At 55.8% G+C, this 16503-nt stretch carries 18 protein-coding genes and 5 tRNA genes; 2 read left to right on the top strand and 21 right to left on the bottom strand.

Features of this window, described 5'->3' with window-relative positions:
• The coding region (locus LBQ97_00590; GenBank protein MDR1831215.1) for a hypothetical protein at positions 1-339 on the top strand (339 nt) is incomplete at its 5' end.
• 85 nt (positions 340-424) lie between these two features.
• Positions 425-946 (top strand): hypothetical protein, encoded by a 522-nt coding sequence (locus tag LBQ97_00585; protein MDR1831214.1) that lies wholly within the window; start codon positions 425-427, stop codon positions 944-946.
• An 11-nt stretch (positions 947-957) separates the two neighbouring features.
• Here the strand turns inward: LBQ97_00585 and LBQ97_00580 are convergent, their stop codons facing one another.
• The 21 genes from LBQ97_00580 to purE form a co-directional block, all read right to left on the bottom strand.
• Positions 958-1926: a protein phosphatase 2C domain-containing protein gene (locus LBQ97_00580; protein ID MDR1831213.1), complete on the bottom strand. Its 969-nt coding sequence runs from the start codon at positions 1924-1926 to the stop codon at positions 958-960.
• 18 nt (positions 1927-1944) lie between these two features.
• The gene (locus LBQ97_00575) at positions 1945-3072 is read right to left on the bottom strand and encodes a hypothetical protein (protein ID MDR1831212.1); all 1128 of its coding nucleotides are present in this window, start codon (positions 3070-3072) and stop codon (positions 1945-1947) included.
• The gene (locus LBQ97_00570; protein ID MDR1831211.1) at positions 3069-3737 is read right to left on the bottom strand and encodes a VWA domain-containing protein; all 669 of its coding nucleotides are present in this window, start codon (positions 3735-3737) and stop codon (positions 3069-3071) included. The genes LBQ97_00575 and LBQ97_00570 overlap by 4 nt, the downstream gene beginning before the upstream one ends.
• 198 nt (positions 3738-3935) lie before the next feature.
• A tRNA-Leu gene (locus LBQ97_00565) sits at positions 3936-4021 on the bottom strand.
• A gap of 34 nt (positions 4022-4055) precedes the next feature.
• A tRNA-Thr gene (locus LBQ97_00560) sits at positions 4056-4131 on the bottom strand.
• A gap of 6 nt (positions 4132-4137) precedes the next feature.
• Positions 4138-4215, bottom strand: a tRNA-Asp gene (locus LBQ97_00555).
• 41 nt (positions 4216-4256) lie between these two features.
• Positions 4257-4332: transfer RNA gene (locus LBQ97_00550), tRNA-Val, on the bottom strand.
• A gap of 4 nt (positions 4333-4336) precedes the next feature.
• Positions 4337-4412: transfer RNA gene (locus LBQ97_00545), tRNA-Lys, on the bottom strand.
• A gap of 103 nt (positions 4413-4515) precedes the next feature.
• Entirely contained in the window at positions 4516-5928 is a 1413-nt protein-coding gene (locus LBQ97_00540; GenBank protein ID MDR1831210.1) for an FAD-binding protein, read from the bottom strand.
• A gap of 8 nt (positions 5929-5936) precedes the next feature.
• Entirely contained in the window at positions 5937-6431 is a 495-nt protein-coding gene (locus LBQ97_00535; GenBank protein ID MDR1831209.1) for a hypothetical protein, read from the bottom strand.
• Between the two features lie 16 nt (positions 6432-6447).
• Entirely contained in the window at positions 6448-7563 is a 1116-nt protein-coding gene (locus LBQ97_00530; protein MDR1831208.1) for a 50S ribosome-binding GTPase, read from the bottom strand.
• Positions 7564-8112: an ATP-dependent protease subunit HslV gene (gene hslV / locus LBQ97_00525; GenBank protein ID MDR1831207.1), complete on the bottom strand. Its 549-nt coding sequence runs from the start codon at positions 8110-8112 to the stop codon at positions 7564-7566.
• The gene (locus LBQ97_00520) at positions 8109-8984 is read right to left on the bottom strand and encodes a tyrosine-type recombinase/integrase (protein MDR1831206.1); all 876 of its coding nucleotides are present in this window, start codon (positions 8982-8984) and stop codon (positions 8109-8111) included. The genes hslV and LBQ97_00520 overlap by 4 nt, the downstream gene beginning before the upstream one ends.
• A gap of 60 nt (positions 8985-9044) precedes the next feature.
• Positions 9045-9410, bottom strand: coding sequence for a hypothetical protein (locus LBQ97_00515; protein MDR1831205.1), 366 nt, complete (start codon positions 9408-9410; stop codon positions 9045-9047).
• A gap of 82 nt (positions 9411-9492) precedes the next feature.
• Entirely contained in the window at positions 9493-10746 is a 1254-nt protein-coding gene (gene purD, locus LBQ97_00510; GenBank protein MDR1831204.1) for a phosphoribosylamine--glycine ligase, read from the bottom strand.
• A gap of 65 nt (positions 10747-10811) precedes the next feature.
• Positions 10812-12314: a bifunctional phosphoribosylaminoimidazolecarboxamide formyltransferase/IMP cyclohydrolase gene (purH, locus tag LBQ97_00505; protein ID MDR1831203.1), complete on the bottom strand. Its 1503-nt coding sequence runs from the start codon at positions 12312-12314 to the stop codon at positions 10812-10814.
• Positions 12308-12889 (bottom strand): phosphoribosylglycinamide formyltransferase, encoded by a 582-nt coding sequence (purN, locus tag LBQ97_00500; GenBank protein MDR1831202.1) that lies wholly within the window; start codon positions 12887-12889, stop codon positions 12308-12310. Before purN ends, purH begins: the two co-directional genes overlap by 7 nt.
• A complete protein-coding gene (gene purM / locus LBQ97_00495; protein ID MDR1831201.1) occupies positions 12877-13878 on the bottom strand; it encodes a phosphoribosylformylglycinamidine cyclo-ligase in 1002 nt (333 codons plus the stop codon). The genes purN and purM overlap by 13 nt, the downstream gene beginning before the upstream one ends.
• A gap of 17 nt (positions 13879-13895) precedes the next feature.
• Positions 13896-15272, bottom strand: a complete 1377-nt coding sequence (gene purF, locus LBQ97_00490) for an amidophosphoribosyltransferase (protein MDR1831200.1) — start codon at positions 15270-15272, stop codon at positions 13896-13898.
• Entirely contained in the window at positions 15273-15989 is a 717-nt protein-coding gene (locus tag LBQ97_00485) for a phosphoribosylaminoimidazolesuccinocarboxamide synthase (protein ID MDR1831199.1), read from the bottom strand.
• A gap of 30 nt (positions 15990-16019) precedes the next feature.
• Entirely contained in the window at positions 16020-16499 is a 480-nt protein-coding gene (gene purE, locus LBQ97_00480; protein ID MDR1831198.1) for a 5-(carboxyamino)imidazole ribonucleotide mutase, read from the bottom strand.
• Between the last annotated feature and the right edge of the window lie 4 nt (positions 16500-16503).

Below are 16503 nucleotides of genomic sequence, written 5' to 3'. Positions count from 1 at the left end.
ATCGACCGTGAGCGCTGGCGCGAAAGATCCATTTTTTTCCAAATGGGGAATATCGGCTCTGAAGTCGAACGCGCCTTCAACGCGAAACGCAAGGGGGACAAAGCGAGAGAGGAAGCGGCTATGATCCGAGCGCTCGACCTGTTTGACGCGACCGCCGAAGCCTGGACAGGAAAAAAATCCCTGCGCCTCAAAGAAATTCTGCGCGCCAGGGAGAATTTTTTGGAGATTTTGCTGAACAATTTTTCCGAAGAAGAGGCAAACGGGCTGGAACAGTATTTTATGAATTTTGCCCTGGCGGAAAGACGAATGCACTACAGAAAAGCGGAAGAAAAGAACTGAAAATTCCCTATTTACTTTTTCCCCGTTTTCTGCTATCTTATAAAAGAAGCAAAAATACGAAAAACGAAAGGAAAACGATACCTCCATGACAAAAAAAACCTACATTCTCCCGAAAATGATGACGGTCTCCCTGACGCACTGGTTCCTCGTGAGCTTTGTGCTGTCGACGTCCGTATACGTCGCGATCATGATCATGGCCAAGGACAAGTTTGAGAAACCCTTTATTCCCCTCGTCTGCGCCTTCGCCCTGATTCTGACGGGTCTGCTGACGCTGCGAAACGCCTACCAGAAGGACGTCCGCATCGAAGTCCTCAACAACGAGACCCTGGCCGTCTATTTCGGCGATAAACTGAAGCTGAAGGAACCCATCGCGGAAATGACCCGCATCCTGACCATGGCCCGGGATTCCGTCAGAAACGACGTCCGTGCGGAGATCAATTTCCCCAAAAAAAAGATCAACATCTACGACAACCATATTTCGGAAAATAAAAAAGCCTTTGACGACTTTCTGCTTTATCTTGAAAAAAAACAGAAATTTGCCTTCGTCAAGGCCCCTTTTCTGAAAATGCTGTCAAAACAGGCCGTGATCTACTACCGGAAGGCTTAACTCCGGAAAACTCACGCCCTCGCGCCCAAGACGAGCGTCTTGTCGTCCTGGGTCGAGCCGGTCCAAATTTCGAGATCCGTAAAAAATTTGTACAGGTCTTCCCTCGGGAGCCTGTCTTTTTTTAATTCGGCAAAGTACGTCGAAAGACGCCCGGCGATCCGCTTGCCGTCATAGGAAACAAGGCGTTCCGCCGCGCCGTCCGTCATGAGCGCAATACCGCTCAGATCTTCCGTCTGAATAAGGCCATAGCGCGCCTTGGAAAAATCATATTTTTCATCGACAAAGACCGTCTCGTTGGAATATTCCCCCTTGACGGGCGCGCCGATCCGGAAAAGCCTGCCTTTTCTCTCGCCGACGATCTCGCCGTCCCCGACCCGGAACCAAAAACCGTAGCGAGTTCCGGTGGCAAACAGAAGAAGCGTTGTCTTGAAATCGGTCCCCGGGCGTTTCAGTTCCGCAGCCAGATCCCGGATCTGTCCGACGGCGTGCCGGTAGAGCGTCTCCGCCAGCAGAGCTTCGGGAAGCGTTTTTACCCCGAGGTCCAATAAAACCGACGCAAGAGGCTCCAGGGAACTCAGAAAACGCACGGCGGCGGCGCTGACCGTTTTCGCGCCGATCTCTGAAAGAGCGGCGCTCCCGGCCCCGTCGCAAACGGCCATAATCAGTCTCTTTTTGTGGATGACCGCGTGAGCGTCCTGACAGGGGACCGGCGTAACCCCGCGCCTGTGAGCAAGGCCCACCGCCGATTCCCCCACGGTCTTCCAGTTTGTATCCGGCGCGTTTTGAGCAGGTTTTGCGGTTTTGCGCGGGCCGCTTGTGGTCGCGAGGGCCTTCAGGATCGCGTCCAGCTTTTTTTCGGCGAGCCGCAGGCGCTTTTCTTCGCCGTCCGCCTCCGCTTTTGCCGCTTTTTTTCGGCCGCCGTCGGCCTTCAGGCCCAATCTTTTTTCAAGGCGCGTGATCCGCGCCAGCAATTTTTCCATACCTGACATCGTTCCCCCTCAATCCACGTAATTTTCCGTTTCGTCCTCTTCAATGCCTTTCGGTTCCGCCTTCGGCGTCACTTTTACAAGCTTTTTCAACGGGTTGATGTTTTTGTCGTATTTTCCGGCCCGCATATCGGCGTGGTAGATCTTGAGCTCGGCGAGCCAGGTCTCGGCGGAGACTCTTTTTTCCGGATCATTGACGCCTTCCGTAAACGTCTCGATAAACAGTTTGCGGATCCTGAGCGGCATATGGGTCCAGATGTTCCGCCACGGGCCTTTGGGGACCCCTGTATTGCCGCGCTTGTAGGGAAAATTGGCCCTGCGCAGATTCGTGACGGGATCGTCTCCGCCCACGACGTCGTAGGGATGCCTGCCCAGCATCAGGCACTCAAAGATAATGATCGCCAGGGAAAAGGCCTCGCTCTGCTTCGTGTGCGCCACCGTCCTAAAATCCTTGTCGTGGTGCTCAACCGGGGTCAGATCAGGACTCCCCACGGGGCAGGGGTAGCGTTTTCCTTCGATTTCGATCTGATAGCTGTCGCAATCGATCATGGTCACCTTGTCGCTTCGGGTGTCGCAGAGAAAATTCAGCATATTGTAATCGCCGATAAAAACTCCTTTTTCCTGCAAAAAAAGGATGTTTCGGACGAAGCTCACGAGATATTCCAGAAGCAGCGTCCTGTCCAAATAGGGAAAATGCTTGCGGTAAGCGACCGCGTGGGCCAGATAGCGCATGGGCGCGCCTATTCCTCGCTGCATGGCGTAGCCAATCCAGTTTTTTTCCTGGTCAAACACGGAAAGCAGCGGCCAGCATACCGGAAAATCCCGGAATTCGTCCTTGATTCCGATCATGGCCTCGATTTTTTCCCGGTATTCGGCCCTATGCCCTTCCAATTTGCGCGGATGGTAAATCTTGACGAGAATATCGGGCTTGTCTTTCAGGAAATAGACGCAGCCTTCCCCGCCCGGCTTCGCGATGGGGTCTCCGAGGATCTTCGGCTGCCCGAGCCGGTCAAAGACCTCGGTGACGCGCTTGAATCCGGCGGGATAAGCAGCCGCGGGCTTCCGTTCTTTTCTCGCGGTCTTTCCGATGAAAAAGGGATTGACCATCCGGGCGATGGTCTGGGAGAGCGTCGGTCTCATATGCTGTCCCAACCGTCCGTGGGCGGCAGATTGATCTGGGCCGTCGTCGAGGCGGAGCTGGACACCCGGGCCATGCTGGCCGAGAGCCATTCAAAGAATTCCCGGAATTTGAGTCCCGACAATCTTTTGGCGGGTCTGCTCGAAAAGCGGGACAATACGTCAAGGTCAGCCGAACTGACTCCGACGGGGAGCGAAACGAGCTTACGGGCGGCCGACATGTTCCGGGCCCGGGCGGCGGTCTCCTCCCAGTTGTCGTTGGGCTCGCCGTCGCTGATCAGCACAAGCCAGGGCTGGTAATAGGGAACCCCTGTGCGTTTGTATTCGGTCTTCCGGCGTTCAAGCATGTTGAGGGCCGTTTCCACCGCTTCGCCCAGGGGCGTATCGCCGCCGGCCTCAAAATAATTCACGGCCTCGATCAAGTGGATCGGCGTCAGGGGAAGCGCCTCCCGCACGCCGCCGCCTGCGGCGACAATGCCCAATTCCACCGAGTATTGGGCCAATTCGTCCTCCCGGACCTCCGACAGAAAGTTCATGAGCCCGTTGTTCAACTCCTCGATGGGGTCTCCCGCCATGGAGCCCGATGTGTCGAGGACCAGTATACAGGCGCATCTCGGCGTCGGATTCACGATGAGGTCGTCTTTTCGCTTTTTTTCCAGATAATCCATGTTTCCTCCAATTTTCAGGGTTTCACAATATATGTCAAGCAAGATTATACGCCGCGGTTTTGTGCAAAAGTCGGTATTTCACTCCAACTGCCCTACCTATATTATAATGCAGATCCGAAAGCTTTGTCAAAAAATCTTTCGGAAAAGGGCGGGGAAAATAAAAATCCCGACGGAAACGCCGGGCTTTCATGATCATTTTGGTGCCTGAGAAGAGACTCGAACTCTTATGCCGCAATCGGCACTAGTACCTGAAACTAGCGTGTATACCATTTCACCACTCAGGCGTATATTTCGAACTTTGCTTTTGGTTAATTGCTCTGGTGCCGCTCGTCGGACTCGAACCAACCACCTACTGATTACAAATCAGTTGCTCTACCGCATGAGCTAGAACGGCGTTTAATGGCGGGAGTGACGAGGCTCGAACTCGCGACCTCTTGCGTGACAGGCAAGCGCTCTCACCAAACTGAGCTACACCCCCATTATTTTTTTGCTATCCAAATCAACCGGTAAGATACTGAGTGGTGGTCGCTATAGGACTCGAACCTATGACCCTCTGCTTGTAAGGCAGACGCTCTCCCAACTGAGCTAAGCGACCACTTTGGTGCGTCATACAGGATTCGAACCTGTGACCACCTGATTAAGAGTCAGATGCTCTACCAGCTGAGCTAATGACGCAAATGCGTTTTTTGTACCTTCAAACTCACGTAGAATATTATAACACAAAAATATCATTCTGCAAAGATTTTTTTTAATTTTTTTCGGAAAATTTCTCCCCGCCTTATATTTTGCGCGGGCATAATCCGGTGTTTTCCGTCATGGCCCGCGCGGCCAGGATCCCCATGACGGCCGCGATATTGAGTCCGGACCCGTAGCCCGAGCTGTCTCCGGCCGCGTAGAGACCGGAGACGCCGGTTTCCATATGGGCCTTGACGCCGACCCGGGTCGAGCGGAACTTGATCTCGGGGAAATAGAGCAGCAAGTCCCCCGAGGCAAAGCCCGGGGTGATTTTGTCGTGCACCTCGATAAACTCGATGATGTTGTCGAGAATGCGCTTGGGGCACGCGAGCGCGATGTCCCCGGCCACATAGTCCGTCGTGGTCGGAACGATATTCAGGCGAGCCAGTTTCTCGTCGGTAGAACGCCGCCCGCTCTTGAGATCGGCGTAAGATTGCACCAGGAGCTTTCCTCCGGTCAGCATGGAGGCCATGCGGGCAATGGCCGTGGCGTACTCAAAGGGCTGTTTGAAGGGTTCCGTGAATGTCTTGGTGCACAGCAGCGCGAGATTGGTATTTTCGGATTTTCTGTCCCGAAAAGCGTGCCCGTTGGCGAGAATCACGTCGTCTTCATATTTTTCCGCCGCGATGAAACCGCCCGGGTTGCTGCAGAACGTCCGCATCTTGTCCTTGTAATTGCGGGAGTAATAGATCATTTTCGCTTCGTAAAAGTTCTCGTTGATCTCCTTCATGACGATATCGGGGATTTCGGCCCTGACGCCGATGTCCACGGCCCCCGTTTCGTAGGGAATATCGTATTTGCCGCAGAGCTCCATAACCTTTTTGGCCCCGCTCCGGCCCAGAGCCAGGAGAACTCTGTCGCTCCGGTAGGCTTCGCTCACGCCGCCGCGGGTCGCCACAACGCCCCGGACATGGCGGTCTTCGATGATCAGGTCCGTGAGTTCGCAGTCCGTACGGAACTCCACTCCGTTTTCCAGGAGAAAGTCGATCATTTTCGCGTAGAGTTGACGGGAACCGTCGGTCCCCAGGTGCATCGTCGGCGTATCCACCAGCTGCACGCCATTCTCGATACATTTGCGTTTGATTTCATACATGATGTCGTTGTAGCGGACGCCCACCGCTTCCCCGGCAAAGCCAAAGCGGCGGTAAATGCCTACCGCGTAGTTTATCGTCTCATTGACAAGGGCCTTTCCGGTCACGGTATGCACGTCGCCGCCGACCCGGTAATCCATATTGAACTTGGAATCGGAAAACGCCCCGGCCCCCGATACGCCGTGGATAATCGCGCAAACCGGGCAATTGACGCATACGCCGGTCTTTTCCTTGGGGCAGATCCGGGCATTCAGCATTTTTCCTTTGTCGAGCACGAGGATTTTCGCGCCGGGCTTGAGCGTCAGGGCTTCATAGGCCGCGAATATGCCCGCCTGTCCGCCGCCCGCGGCAATGATGTCGTACATGGTTCCTCCTAGTATTCTTCCCATTCGATGGATTCCGAATAGACGTCATGGGGCAAATTGGCGTGAATTTCCCCTGTTTTTTCCGGATAATTGTAGTTCCAGCCGCCGCTCATGGAGGCGTTTTTGAAATCCGTCACGTTGTGAACGGCGTTGCTCCCCTTGATTTTATTATTGCCCGGAGTCTCCGGCAATTGCGGTTTTCCGAACATTTCCGCAAAAGAGACCAAATGCCCGTTATTGTCGACGAAATCGAGGATTTTCAGGTCGCTGGCGGCGCCTTCTTTGGCGAGGTCGGGATAGGTTCCTGTCTGGCGGTAGTATTTTTCGAGGGCAATCCGGATGTCCCTGAGGCTCCGGAGCGTCTGTTCGGCCCGCTCCTGCTCCCTGACGTCCGTGATGTTGAGATAGCTCTGAACCGCGATAATGGCCAGCACAAGAGCGACCGCCACGCCGTAGAGCAGCGTGCGGATCACCGGTGAACCCTGTTCCCTTTGTCCGGTCATAAAATCCCTCCTCTCCTCACAGCAACGATTGCCGGATCACGACGTCCACATCGGCGGGCAGGCAGACTTCAAGCGCCACAGGCCCGCGCCGGACCGCGATCCAGCCCAAGCCCTTGATCACGAGGTCTTCCCCCGGATTGACTGTTTTTCGCAGCTTGGTAAATTTCCGTTTCCTATAGTCCGCGCCGCAATGCTCACAGGGAAGCGGCAGCAATTCCCTGCAGCCGGGCAAATCCCCCAGAAAGAGTTCCGGTCCCTTTTTGGCGCCGGTCTCATGGACATGAAGCGTATCGGCGCACCAGACCGTAAAAGCCGGTTTGATCTCCCCGACGCGGAAGGGGCGCAGCCACAGCAGACGCTCGATCAGGATCATCCGGTCTTCCGCCCCCTTGAACTCCGTGCCCTTCAGGCCCGAAGACGGGATCAACCGCTGGACGCATTGGGCGCAGAGGAGGTCCGTAAAGCCCCCCCGGGCAATGAGTCCCGGCGTATCCAAAATTGTCGCCTTGATATCGGTAATTGCGGTTTTGATTGCCTTTCTGGTCGTACCCGGATACTTCGAAACCGTAATGCGCTTTTGTCCGGTCAGCCGGTTGATGATGCTGGATTTGCCGGTATTGGTCACGCCCAGCACAGCCGCGGTGACGCCGTCGGGAAAACGGGTCTTGAGTCTTTTATAGATCCCGCTTACGCCGTAGCCGGTTTTTGTGCTCGTAAAGGCCATGTCCAGGGGGACGACGCCCTCTTCGGCAAGGCGTTTTCCGACCCAGGCCGAGAGCTTGGACGGATGCTTTTCCCGCGCCAAAAGATCGATTTTGTTGATGACGACTATGGCGTCCCGCTCCCGGAGAATGTCCAGAATCTCCGGCGCGAAACTCCCCTCAAAATCGGCGATATCAAAGATCGCCAGTACGACGCCGGCTTTTTTCAGGGCGGCGTCAACTTCTTCCCGGTATTGCTCCGGCGTCACTTCGAAAGGATGATATTCCCCGTAATGGGTGATTTTGAAGCAGCGGCGGCAGAACAGGGGCCCGCCTTCCGCCAGTTTTTCGGGTGGGACATAGCCCTCTATTCCGGGATCGACGTCCTGCAAGGGGACGCCGCAACCGGCGCAACATAAGCGGGCGCTCATTTACAGCACCTCGCAGATGATATTGGCGTTGGTGTAGATACACATTTCCGAAGCCACGGCCATGGCCTCGAGGGCGATTTTCTCCGCGGTCATGTTCGTGTGCTTCATGAGGGCGCGGCCCGCCGCGAAGGCGTAATTGCCGCCGGATCCGATGGCCGCCACGTCGCCGTCGGGCTCGATGACGTCGCCGTTTCCCGAGACGATAAGGATCGTCGTGGCGTCGGCCACGATCAGCATGGCTTCCAGAACCCGCAGGGCCTTGTCGGTCCGCCATTCCTTGGCCAATTCCACCGCGGCCTTTTTCAGGTTGCCGCCGTGCTCGTCAAGTTTGTTTTCAAATTTGTCGATGAGGGCGAAGGCGTCGGCCGCCGTGCCCGCGAAGCCCGCGAGGATATTGTAGTTTTCGATTTTCCGGATCTTCCGGGCGTTACCTTTGAACACCACTTCCCCGAAGGTCACCTGCCCGTCTCCGGCCAGGGCCACTTTGCCGTCTTTTTTGATGGCCACGATGGTCGTGGCGATAAATTGCTCTCTTTCGTTTGTTTTCATGCTTTCAACCCCTTTCTGATGACTAACTGCTCATAGGGCAGCGTACTTTCGATCGTCACATGGCCCATGAGGGCCTTGAGCCACGTCAGGCGCATGCCGTGGGACAGCATCACGACCGCGAAGGTATGGCGGAAGCTGTAGGGACTGATTTCCCGCGTAAATCCCGCCTTTACCGCGTAGCGGTCAATGAGCCGGCGCAGGGAACGGTCGCTGAGCCTTGTCCCCGAGCCGTTGACAAATACGATACTTCTGTTGTATTTTTCCTTAAAATGGGCCTGTTTGGCCTCGATATAACGAAGATAATATTGCTTTGCCCGCTCGCTGAAGAAGACCGTCCGGTCCGTCTTCCCGTTGTAGACCCGAAGCTCCCGTTTTTCCGGGGAAAACATATTTTCCGAAGTCAGCAGCATCTCCGTGGACGTAATGCCGCTGGAATACAGAAGCTCCACGATCAGCCGGTCCCTGATCCCGTGGACGTTGGATTCCTCGATGGCGTCCCGCAGGCCGTTGATCTCTTCCAGCGTCAGAATATCGGGCTCTTCGGCCTCAAAATCAAATGAGGAAATGGCCTCCATGGGATTTTGTTCCAGCAGTTTATTCTTGACCGCGTATTTGAAAAAGCCCCTGAGCGTCGAAAGTTTGCGGTTTATGGAACGGCGCGTCACCTGGTTTGCCTGCAGGTCGAGGACGAAACCCCGCAAGGTCACGGAATTGATCGCCCGGATGTCCGCGATTTTTTCTTTTTCCCTGAGATAGCGGTTGAACTGGGCCAGATCCTTTCGCATGGACCTCACCGTATTCAGTTTTTTGTTTTCCACGAGTTCCGCCGTATAGAGGAATTCGAGGATGATCTGCTCCATGCTTTCGTCCATGGCCCTCTCCCCGGCAAATCGGTCTTGATTTGCGACAGGGGCGGAAATCCGCCCCTGATTTTATTTCTTCGCTTGGGCGGCTGCTTTTTTCGCGGCCGTCCTGCCTTTGGGTTTCATCGTCTCCGGCTCTTTGCGGGGCCGTCCCCGCGTAACCCGGTCGATAATCAGCCTGTAACCGCCGGGACCGTATTTGAGGCAGCGGCTGACCCGGGAGAGCGTCGCCGAGGAAATGTCGATGGTCTTCAGGATCTCTTCGTAGGTGAAGCCCCGCGACAGGAGCTTTGCCGCCTCAAGACGCGTCGCCATGGCGTCGATTTCCTTGACCGTGCAGATATCCTCAAAAAACGCATAACATTCGTCAAGATTCTTCAGTTTCAAAAACGCCGTGAATAATTTGTCGTTTTCCTCACTTCGCAGATTGCTCATGGTCTTTTCCTCCCCTCAACTTTATCTACGGATTTAACACTCTAAATTATAAAGGCAATCGGGGAAATTTGCAATGTTTTTTTTATTTTTTCACGATTCCGATGTCTCTCCGGTAATATTTTCCCTGAAAATCAACCCGCTCCACATCGGCGTAGGCCTTTTGCCGGGCTTCTTCAAGGGTCTTCCCGGTGGCGACAAGATTGAGGACCCGTCCGCCTGATGTCATGAGCTTTCCGTCCTTTTCGGCGACCCCCGCCGCCAGCCAGTCATTTTGGACCGCGTCGAGACCGCTTATTTCATAGCCTTTCCCGTAGCTCCCGGGATATCCCCGGGACGCCAGGACCACGCAACAGGCGTGTTCGGGCTTCCAGCGCAATTCCGTTTTATCAAGGTCGCCCGCCAGGGCCTCTTGCAGGAGTTCCGTCAGATCATTTTCCAAAAGGGGCAGGACCACCTGGGTCTCGGGATCGCCCATGCGCATATTGTATTCGAGGAGCCAGACGCCCCGGGCGTTTATCATGAGGCCGAAGAAAATCACGCCGGCAAAGCGCATGCCTTCGGCTTTTATCCCCCTCAAGGTGGGCTCGAGAATATCCCGCTCGAATTGCGCGAAGACTTCTTCGGTCACGTAAGGGTTTGGGGCAATGGTCCCCATGCCGCCGGTATTTAGCCCCGTATCGCCTTCGCCGACCTTTTTGTGGTCTTTGGCGGAAACGAAAGGCAGGATGACGCGGGAGTCCGTAAGCGATAAAATGGAGGCTTCGACGCCCTCGAGGTATTCCTCAATGACGACTTCATCCCCCGCTTCTTGGAATGCGCGATTAACCATAATTTCGTCTATTGCGGCAATTGAGTCCGCCAAGGACGGACAGATCAGAACGCCTTTTCCGGCGGCCAGGCCGCTGGCCTTGACGACCAGAGGATGGGCGCAGGTCCCGGCCCAGGCCTTGGCTTCGGCCGGATCGGTGAAGACTCTGTACTTCGCGGTCTTGACGCCGTATTTTTCCATGAAGGTCTTGGCCCAAGCCTTGGATCCTTCCAAAAGGGCCGCTTTTCTGTCGGGTCCGAAGATCGCGAGGCCCTTTTCCCGGAACTTGTCAACAATCCCCGCCACCAGGAGCTCTTCGCTCCCCACCATGGTCAGATCTACGGCTTCCGCCTTGGCGAATTCCGCCAGGGCGTCGATTCCCGAGACGGAGACGTTTTCACAGCGGGGGGTCAGCTTTGTGCCGCCGTTTCCGGGCGCGACGTATATTTTCTCCACGGCCGGGTTTTCCAGAAATTTCCGGCAGAGGGCGTGTTCCCTGCCGCCGCTGCCGATTACCAAAATTTTTATCATAGGTCTACCTCATTTTTGCGCTGAAATGTATATTCCTGATATCGGCAAAGCCGGCCGAGAGGTCAGTGCTTGAAATGCCTGATCCCCGTAAAGATCATCGCGATGCCGTGCTCGTCGCAGGCGTCGATGGATTCCTGATCCCGCATGGAGCCTCCCGGCTGGATGATGGCCTTGATCCCCGCTGCAGCCGCGGCGTCCACAACGTCCCGGAAGGGGAAGAAAGCGTCGGAAGCCAACACATCGGCCCGGTATTTTGCCCGGGCCAGAGCCTGTTCCGTGGCCCAGATCCGGTTTGTCTCGCCGTTTCCGATGCCGATGGCCATTTTGTCCTTGACGGCCACGATGGCGTTGGACTTGGCGTATTTGACGACCTTCATGCCGAAGGTCAGATTTTCCAGTTCTTCGGCGGTCGGCGCCTTTTTCGTCACGACTTTGTATTCGCCGGCAAAGACCATGTCCTCGTCTTGCACGAGGATCCCGCCGTCCACCTTGACGAGGTTGATTCTGTCCGCGGGGGCGCTGTGACCTTTGATCACCCGCAGGTTTTTCTTTTTCCGCAGGATTTCGAGGGCGTCGGCGTCAAAATCGGGAGCGATCACAATCTCGAGAAAGATCTTGTTCATTTCCTCCGCCGTGGCCTTGTCCACCTTGCGGTTGACCGCTACGATCCCGCCGAAAATCGACGTGGGATCGCAATTGTAGGCCTTCATATAGGCCTCGTAGCCGTCTTTTCCCACGGCGACGCCGCAGGGCGTCGAGTGCTTGAGCCCGCAGGCGGCCGGTTCCTCAAATTCGCAGGCCACTTTCCAGGCGATATCCATATCCCGCATATTGTTGAAGGACAGTTCCTTGCCGTTCAAGATATCGAAGTCCTTCATGGCGCCCGGATCCGTCGTCGACACATAGTAGGCGGCGCTCTGATGGGCGTTTTCTCCGTAACGCAGGTCAAAGGCCTTTTTGTAGGAGAGACTCAAGTATTTGGGGTATTTTTCGCCGTCCAGGAGGAAATTGGCAATGGCCGCGTCATAGGCGGAGGTCAGGTTGAAGACCTTGCCGGCGAGGCGCTTTCGCGTCTCGAAGGAGACGTCGCCTCCCTGGAGTTCTTCCATCACGGGGGCGTAATCGGCCGTATCGGAGATCACGACGACGTCCCGGAAGGACTTGGCGGCGGAGCGAAGCATGGTGGGCCCGCCGATATCGATAAACTCCACTTTTTCGTCAAATTCCAGATTTTCCTGAACCTTGTCGAAAAATGGATAAAGATTGACGATCACGTAGTCAATGGGGGCGATGCCCCGTTCTTCAATGGTCTTCATGTGCGCGGGGTTCGAGCGGATCGCGAGGATGCCGCCGTGGATCACGGGATGCAGCGTCTTTACCCTGCCGTCCAACATTTCCGGCGCTTTGGTGATCTCCGCCACCTCGGTCACAGGGACGCCCGCTTCCTTCAGATATTTGTAAGTCCCGCCGGTGGAGACAAGCTCCGTATCCCGGGAGACGAGAAATTTCGCGAATTCCCATATACCTGTCTTGTCAAATACCGATATCAATGCGCGTTTCATGATTTTTCCTCCGTAATGATTTTTTTGATGGCCGCCGGCAGGAGCTTGTGTTCCTCGACGAGGATCCGCTGTTGCAGAATCTCCGGCGTGTCTCCGGGCAGGACGGGGACCTTCGCCCGCAGGATCGCTTCCCCGCTGTCGATGCCGCCGTCCACATAGTGGACCGTACAGCCCGATTCGCTTTCCCCCGCGGCCAGGACCGCCTCGTGCACTTTGAGGCCGTACATGCCTTTGCCGCCGAATTTCGGCAGTAGCGAAGGGTGAATATTGATGATTTTATTCTTCCATTTTTCCGTAAACTCAGGCGTCAGGATCGAGAGAAAGCCCGCCAATACCACGAGGTCCACTTTCTCTTCCGTAAAGATCCGCTCAGCTTCCGTGAAGAAGCCTCTTTTGTACAGCTTCCGGTCGAGAAGAATCCCTTTGATTCCGTGGTTTTCCGCCCGGACGAGGCCGTAACAGGGACGGTCGGCGATGACCGCGACGATCTCGCAGGGCAGTTCCCCCGCTTCCACATGGTCGATGACGGACTGGAGGTTTGTGCCTCCGCCCGAGACGAGAACCGCTAAACGAAACATAGTCCGCCCTCACCTTTTTCGACATGACCGATGACAAAAGCTTGTTCTCCCGCCGCGGCAAGATCGGCAATGACGCCCGCGGCGTCTTGGGGCCGGACCGTTAGCACAAAACCCACGCCCATGTTGAAGGTTCCGTACATCTCCGCTTCCGGGATGTCGCCGGTTTTTTGCAGCCAGCGGAAAATTTCCGGCGTCGGGATCCGCTTTTTTTCCACGACGGGCCGAAGCCCCCCGGGAATGGTCCGGGGCAGGTTTTCGGGGAGGCCGCCCCCCGTGATATGGGCGAGACCGCCGACGGCGTATTTCTCCAAAAGAGTCAGCACCGGCTTCACATAGATCTTCGTGGGCGTGAGGAGTGTTTCCCCCACGGTGCTTTCCCCGAAAGGCGCCGACCAGTCGGAGACGACGCGCCGGATCAGGGAAAAACCGTTGCTGTGCGCCCCAGAAGAGGCGAGGCCCACGAGGACGTCGCCTTCCCGTACGGCCGATCCGTTGATGATCTGATCTTTTTCGACGACGCCGACGCAAAAACCGCCGATATCGTAGTCGCCTTCCTTGTAAAAGCCCGGCATCTCGGCGGTTTCTCCGCCCACAAGGGCCGCGCCCGCCTGATAACAGCCTTCGGCGATACCCGAGACGAGCTCGGCGGCCCGCTCGGCCTCCAATTTGCCGCAGGCGAGATAATCAAGGAAAAAGATCGGTTTTGCCCCGTGGCAGAGCACGTCGTTGACGCACATGGCCACGGCGTCGATCCCGACCGTCGTGTAGGTCTTCAATTGAAAGGCCAGGACAAGCTTTGTCCCTACGCCGTCTGTCCCCGAAACGAGGACCGGCTGCCGGTAGCCCTTCAATTCGTACAGGGCCGCAAAACTCCCAAGTCCGTTGAGGACACTGGCGTTTTGCGTTTTGGCCACCGCTTTTTTCATGAGTTCCACGGCGCGGTAGCCTTCTTCTTTGTTGACTCCCGCGTCCTTATAACTGAGCGCCATCCTTCCCTCCTGTTCTTTCAGCCTTCGTTGGGCGAGCAAATGGGATACTCGCCGCAGAAGCAGGCCGTGCAGTATTCGGCGGCGGGGCCGATGGATTCCAGCATATTGTCGATCGTCAGATAATCCAGCGTGTCGGCGTTGATTTCCCTGCGAATTTCCTCGATGTCGTGCTTGCTGGCCATGAGTTCGTCCCGGCGGGCCGTGTCGATGCCGTAGAAGCAGGAAAAACGTACAGGCGGCGAGGCCAGACGGAAATGCACTTCCCTTGCGCCCGCGCCCCGGATGATTTCAATGAGTTTTTTGCTTGTCGTGCCCCGGACAAGGCTGTCGTCGATGACGACGACCCTTTTGCCGTCCAGCATAACCTTCAGCGGGTTCAATTTTACGGCTACGGCCTGTTCCCGCAGTTCCTGGCTCGGCGCGATAAATGTCCGGCCGATATATTTGTTCTTGATGAGCCCCATTCCATAGGGAATCCCGCTCTCATGGGCGTAGCCGATGGCCGCGGGGACGCCGGAATCGGGAACGCCGATCACGATGTCGGCTTCGATCTTCATTTGCCGCGCCAGGCGTTTTCCGGCCTCATAGCGGGTCTCGTAGACGTTGATGCCGTCGATGACGCTGTCGGGCCGCGCGAAATAAATATATTCAAAGGAGCAGGGATTGCTCTTGTGAATTTCCGAATAGATGATGGAACGAAGGCCGCTTTCGTCGATGATGACCATTTCCCCCGCGCCCACGTCCCGGATCAGCTCGCCGCCGATGGCGTCGATGGCGCAGGATTCCGAGGCGAGGAAATAATCCCCCTGCTTGTTTTTTCCGATCATCAGGGGACGGATCCCGTAGGGGTCCCGGACGCCGATCAGTTTGTTGTCGGCCAGAACGACGAGGGCAAAGGCCCCTTTGATGGCGCTGACCGCGCTTTTGATGGCCTCTTCAAAGCCCGCGTTGGCCTTTCTCGCGATGAGTTTGATGATGACTTCGGAGTCTATGGTCGTATAAAAGGTCGCGCCGCCGTCTTCAAGGAGTTCCCGGATAATTTTGCTGTTCGTGAGGTTCCCGTTGTGGGCGACGGCCACCTGTCCCAATTTCAGGCGGCTCTCCAGGGGCTGGGCGTTCTCGATGCGGCTTTCGCCCATGGTGGAATAGCGCACATGGCCGATGGCCGCGGTCCCGGTCAGGTGATCGAGGCTTTCGGTCGTAAAGACGTCCGCCGCGAGACCCATCCCTTTATAGGTCATGAGTTCGCCGTCGTTGGATACGGTGATGCCCGCGCTTTCCTGCCCCCTGTGCTGCAGGGCGTACAGCGCGTAATAGGTCAGTTTGCCCACTTCTTTGCGTCCCGTGGCGTAGACGCCGAAGACGCCGCAGGCTTCTTCCATCTTGTCTTTCATTTATTCAGCCCCCAGTCTGTGCAATACTTCGATGTACGCTTCCTCTATGCCGCCCAAATCCCGGCGGAATCTGTCCTTGTCGAGTTTTTTGCCGGTCTTCTTGTCCCAGAGCCGGCAGGTATCGGGCGTGATCTCGTCGGCCAGGAGAATTTCCCCTTTGGCGTTTTTGCCGAACTCGATCTTGAAATCCACGAGGACGATGCCGCTTTTGTCAAAGGCCACCTTCAGAAGCTCGTTGATCTGGGCCGTCGTCTTGTAGATGAAGTCCAGCTCCTCATAGGTCGCCAATCCCAGCGCCACCGCGTGATGATCGTTGATCAGGGGATCGCCCAGAGCGTCATTTTTGTAGCAGATCTCAAAGATGATGTTGGGCGGGATCGTCCCTTCCTCGATGCCGACGCGCTTGGCCATGGAACCCGCGATGATGTTGCGGACAATGACCTCCAGCGGAAAGATTTTCACTTTCTGGCACAATTGATCCCTTTCGTTCAATTTTTTGATGAAATGGGTCTTGACGCCGTGTTTTTCAAGCATTTCAAAGAGAATGGCCGTAATCGTGTTGTTCATGACGCCCTTGTCCTTGATCGTGCCCTTCTTCGCGCCGTTTCCCGCCGTCGCGTCGTCTTTGTAGTGGATGACGACGGAATTCTCGTCGGTGGTGTTGTATACCTGTTTTGCTTTGCCTTCATAGATAAAGTCTTTTTTTACGGGTTCCATGATATTCTCTCCTTAAACCAAAGGGTTCGTTTACAAGTCCGTGCTTTCGTTCTCTTTGATGAATTTTTCTTTCATTTCCTTCCGGTAGTCCAGCAGTTTCGTCTTGATTTCGGGATATTTGAGCGCCAGGATCTCCACGGCCAGCATACCGGCGTTGTAGGCGTTGTTGACGCCCACCGTGGCCACCGGGATGGATTTGGGCATCTGCACGATGGAAAAGAGCGCGTCGAGACCTTCAAGGGCGGCGTTTAGCGGCACGCCGATTACCGGCAACAGCGTCTTTGAGGCGATGACTCCCGGCAAATGGGCGGCCAAACCCGCGCCCGCGATGATGACCTCACAGCCCTCACTTTCGAGGCTTTTGAGCGTCTCTTCCAGTTTTTCCGGGACCCGGTGGGCCGAAAGGATAAAGGCTTTGTACGGGACGCCGAATTCCCTGAGACATTGGGCGGCTCCCTTCATTTTGTCCGTGTCGGATTTGCTTCCGAACAGGATGGCGACATTGGTCATAAAT

The organism is Fusobacteriaceae bacterium, assembly GCA_031272775.1.
Classification (GTDB): domain Bacteria; phylum Fusobacteriota; class Fusobacteriia; order Fusobacteriales; family Fusobacteriaceae; genus JAISST01.
The sequence above is the reverse complement of the archived record's forward strand: the minus strand, read 5'-3'. Positions and strand labels throughout refer to the sequence as shown.

What these genes read in the sequence shown, in the direction of transcription:
- LBQ97_00585 (MDR1831214.1), top strand. Translation starts at nt 425, where the DNA reads ATGACAAAAAAAACCTACATTCTCCCGAAAATGATGACGGTCTCCCTG.
- LBQ97_00580 (MDR1831213.1), bottom strand. Translation starts at nt 1,926, where the DNA reads ATGGAAAAATTGCTGGCGCGGATCACGCGCCTTGAAAAAAGATTGGGC.
- LBQ97_00575 (MDR1831212.1), bottom strand. Translation starts at nt 3,072, where the DNA reads ATGAGACCGACGCTCTCCCAGACCATCGCCCGGATGGTCAATCCCTTT.
- LBQ97_00570 (MDR1831211.1), bottom strand. Translation starts at nt 3,737, where the DNA reads ATGGATTATCTGGAAAAAAAGCGAAAAGACGACCTCATCGTGAATCCG.
- LBQ97_00540 (MDR1831210.1), bottom strand. Translation starts at nt 5,928, where the DNA reads ATGTACGACATCATTGCCGCGGGCGGCGGACAGGCGGGCATATTCGCG.
- LBQ97_00535 (MDR1831209.1), bottom strand. Translation starts at nt 6,431, where the DNA reads ATGACCGGACAAAGGGAACAGGGTTCACCGGTGATCCGCACGCTGCTC.
- LBQ97_00530 (MDR1831208.1), bottom strand. Translation starts at nt 7,563, where the DNA reads ATGAGCGCCCGCTTATGTTGCGCCGGTTGCGGCGTCCCCTTGCAGGAC.
- hslV (MDR1831207.1), bottom strand. Translation starts at nt 8,112, where the DNA reads ATGAAAACAAACGAAAGAGAGCAATTTATCGCCACGACCATCGTGGCC.
- LBQ97_00520 (MDR1831206.1), bottom strand. Translation starts at nt 8,984, where the DNA reads ATGGACGAAAGCATGGAGCAGATCATCCTCGAATTCCTCTATACGGCG.
- LBQ97_00515 (MDR1831205.1), bottom strand. Translation starts at nt 9,410, where the DNA reads ATGAGCAATCTGCGAAGTGAGGAAAACGACAAATTATTCACGGCGTTT.
- purN (MDR1831202.1), bottom strand. Translation starts at nt 12,889, where the DNA reads ATGTTTCGTTTAGCGGTTCTCGTCTCGGGCGGAGGCACAAACCTCCAG.
- purM (MDR1831201.1), bottom strand. Translation starts at nt 13,878, where the DNA reads ATGGCGCTCAGTTATAAGGACGCGGGAGTCAACAAAGAAGAAGGCTAC.
- purF (MDR1831200.1), bottom strand. Translation starts at nt 15,272, where the DNA reads ATGAAAGACAAGATGGAAGAAGCCTGCGGCGTCTTCGGCGTCTACGCC.
- LBQ97_00485 (MDR1831199.1), bottom strand. Translation starts at nt 15,989, where the DNA reads ATGGAACCCGTAAAAAAAGACTTTATCTATGAAGGCAAAGCAAAACAG.
- purE (MDR1831198.1), bottom strand. Translation starts at nt 16,499, where the DNA reads ATGACCAATGTCGCCATCCTGTTCGGAAGCAAATCCGACACGGACAAA.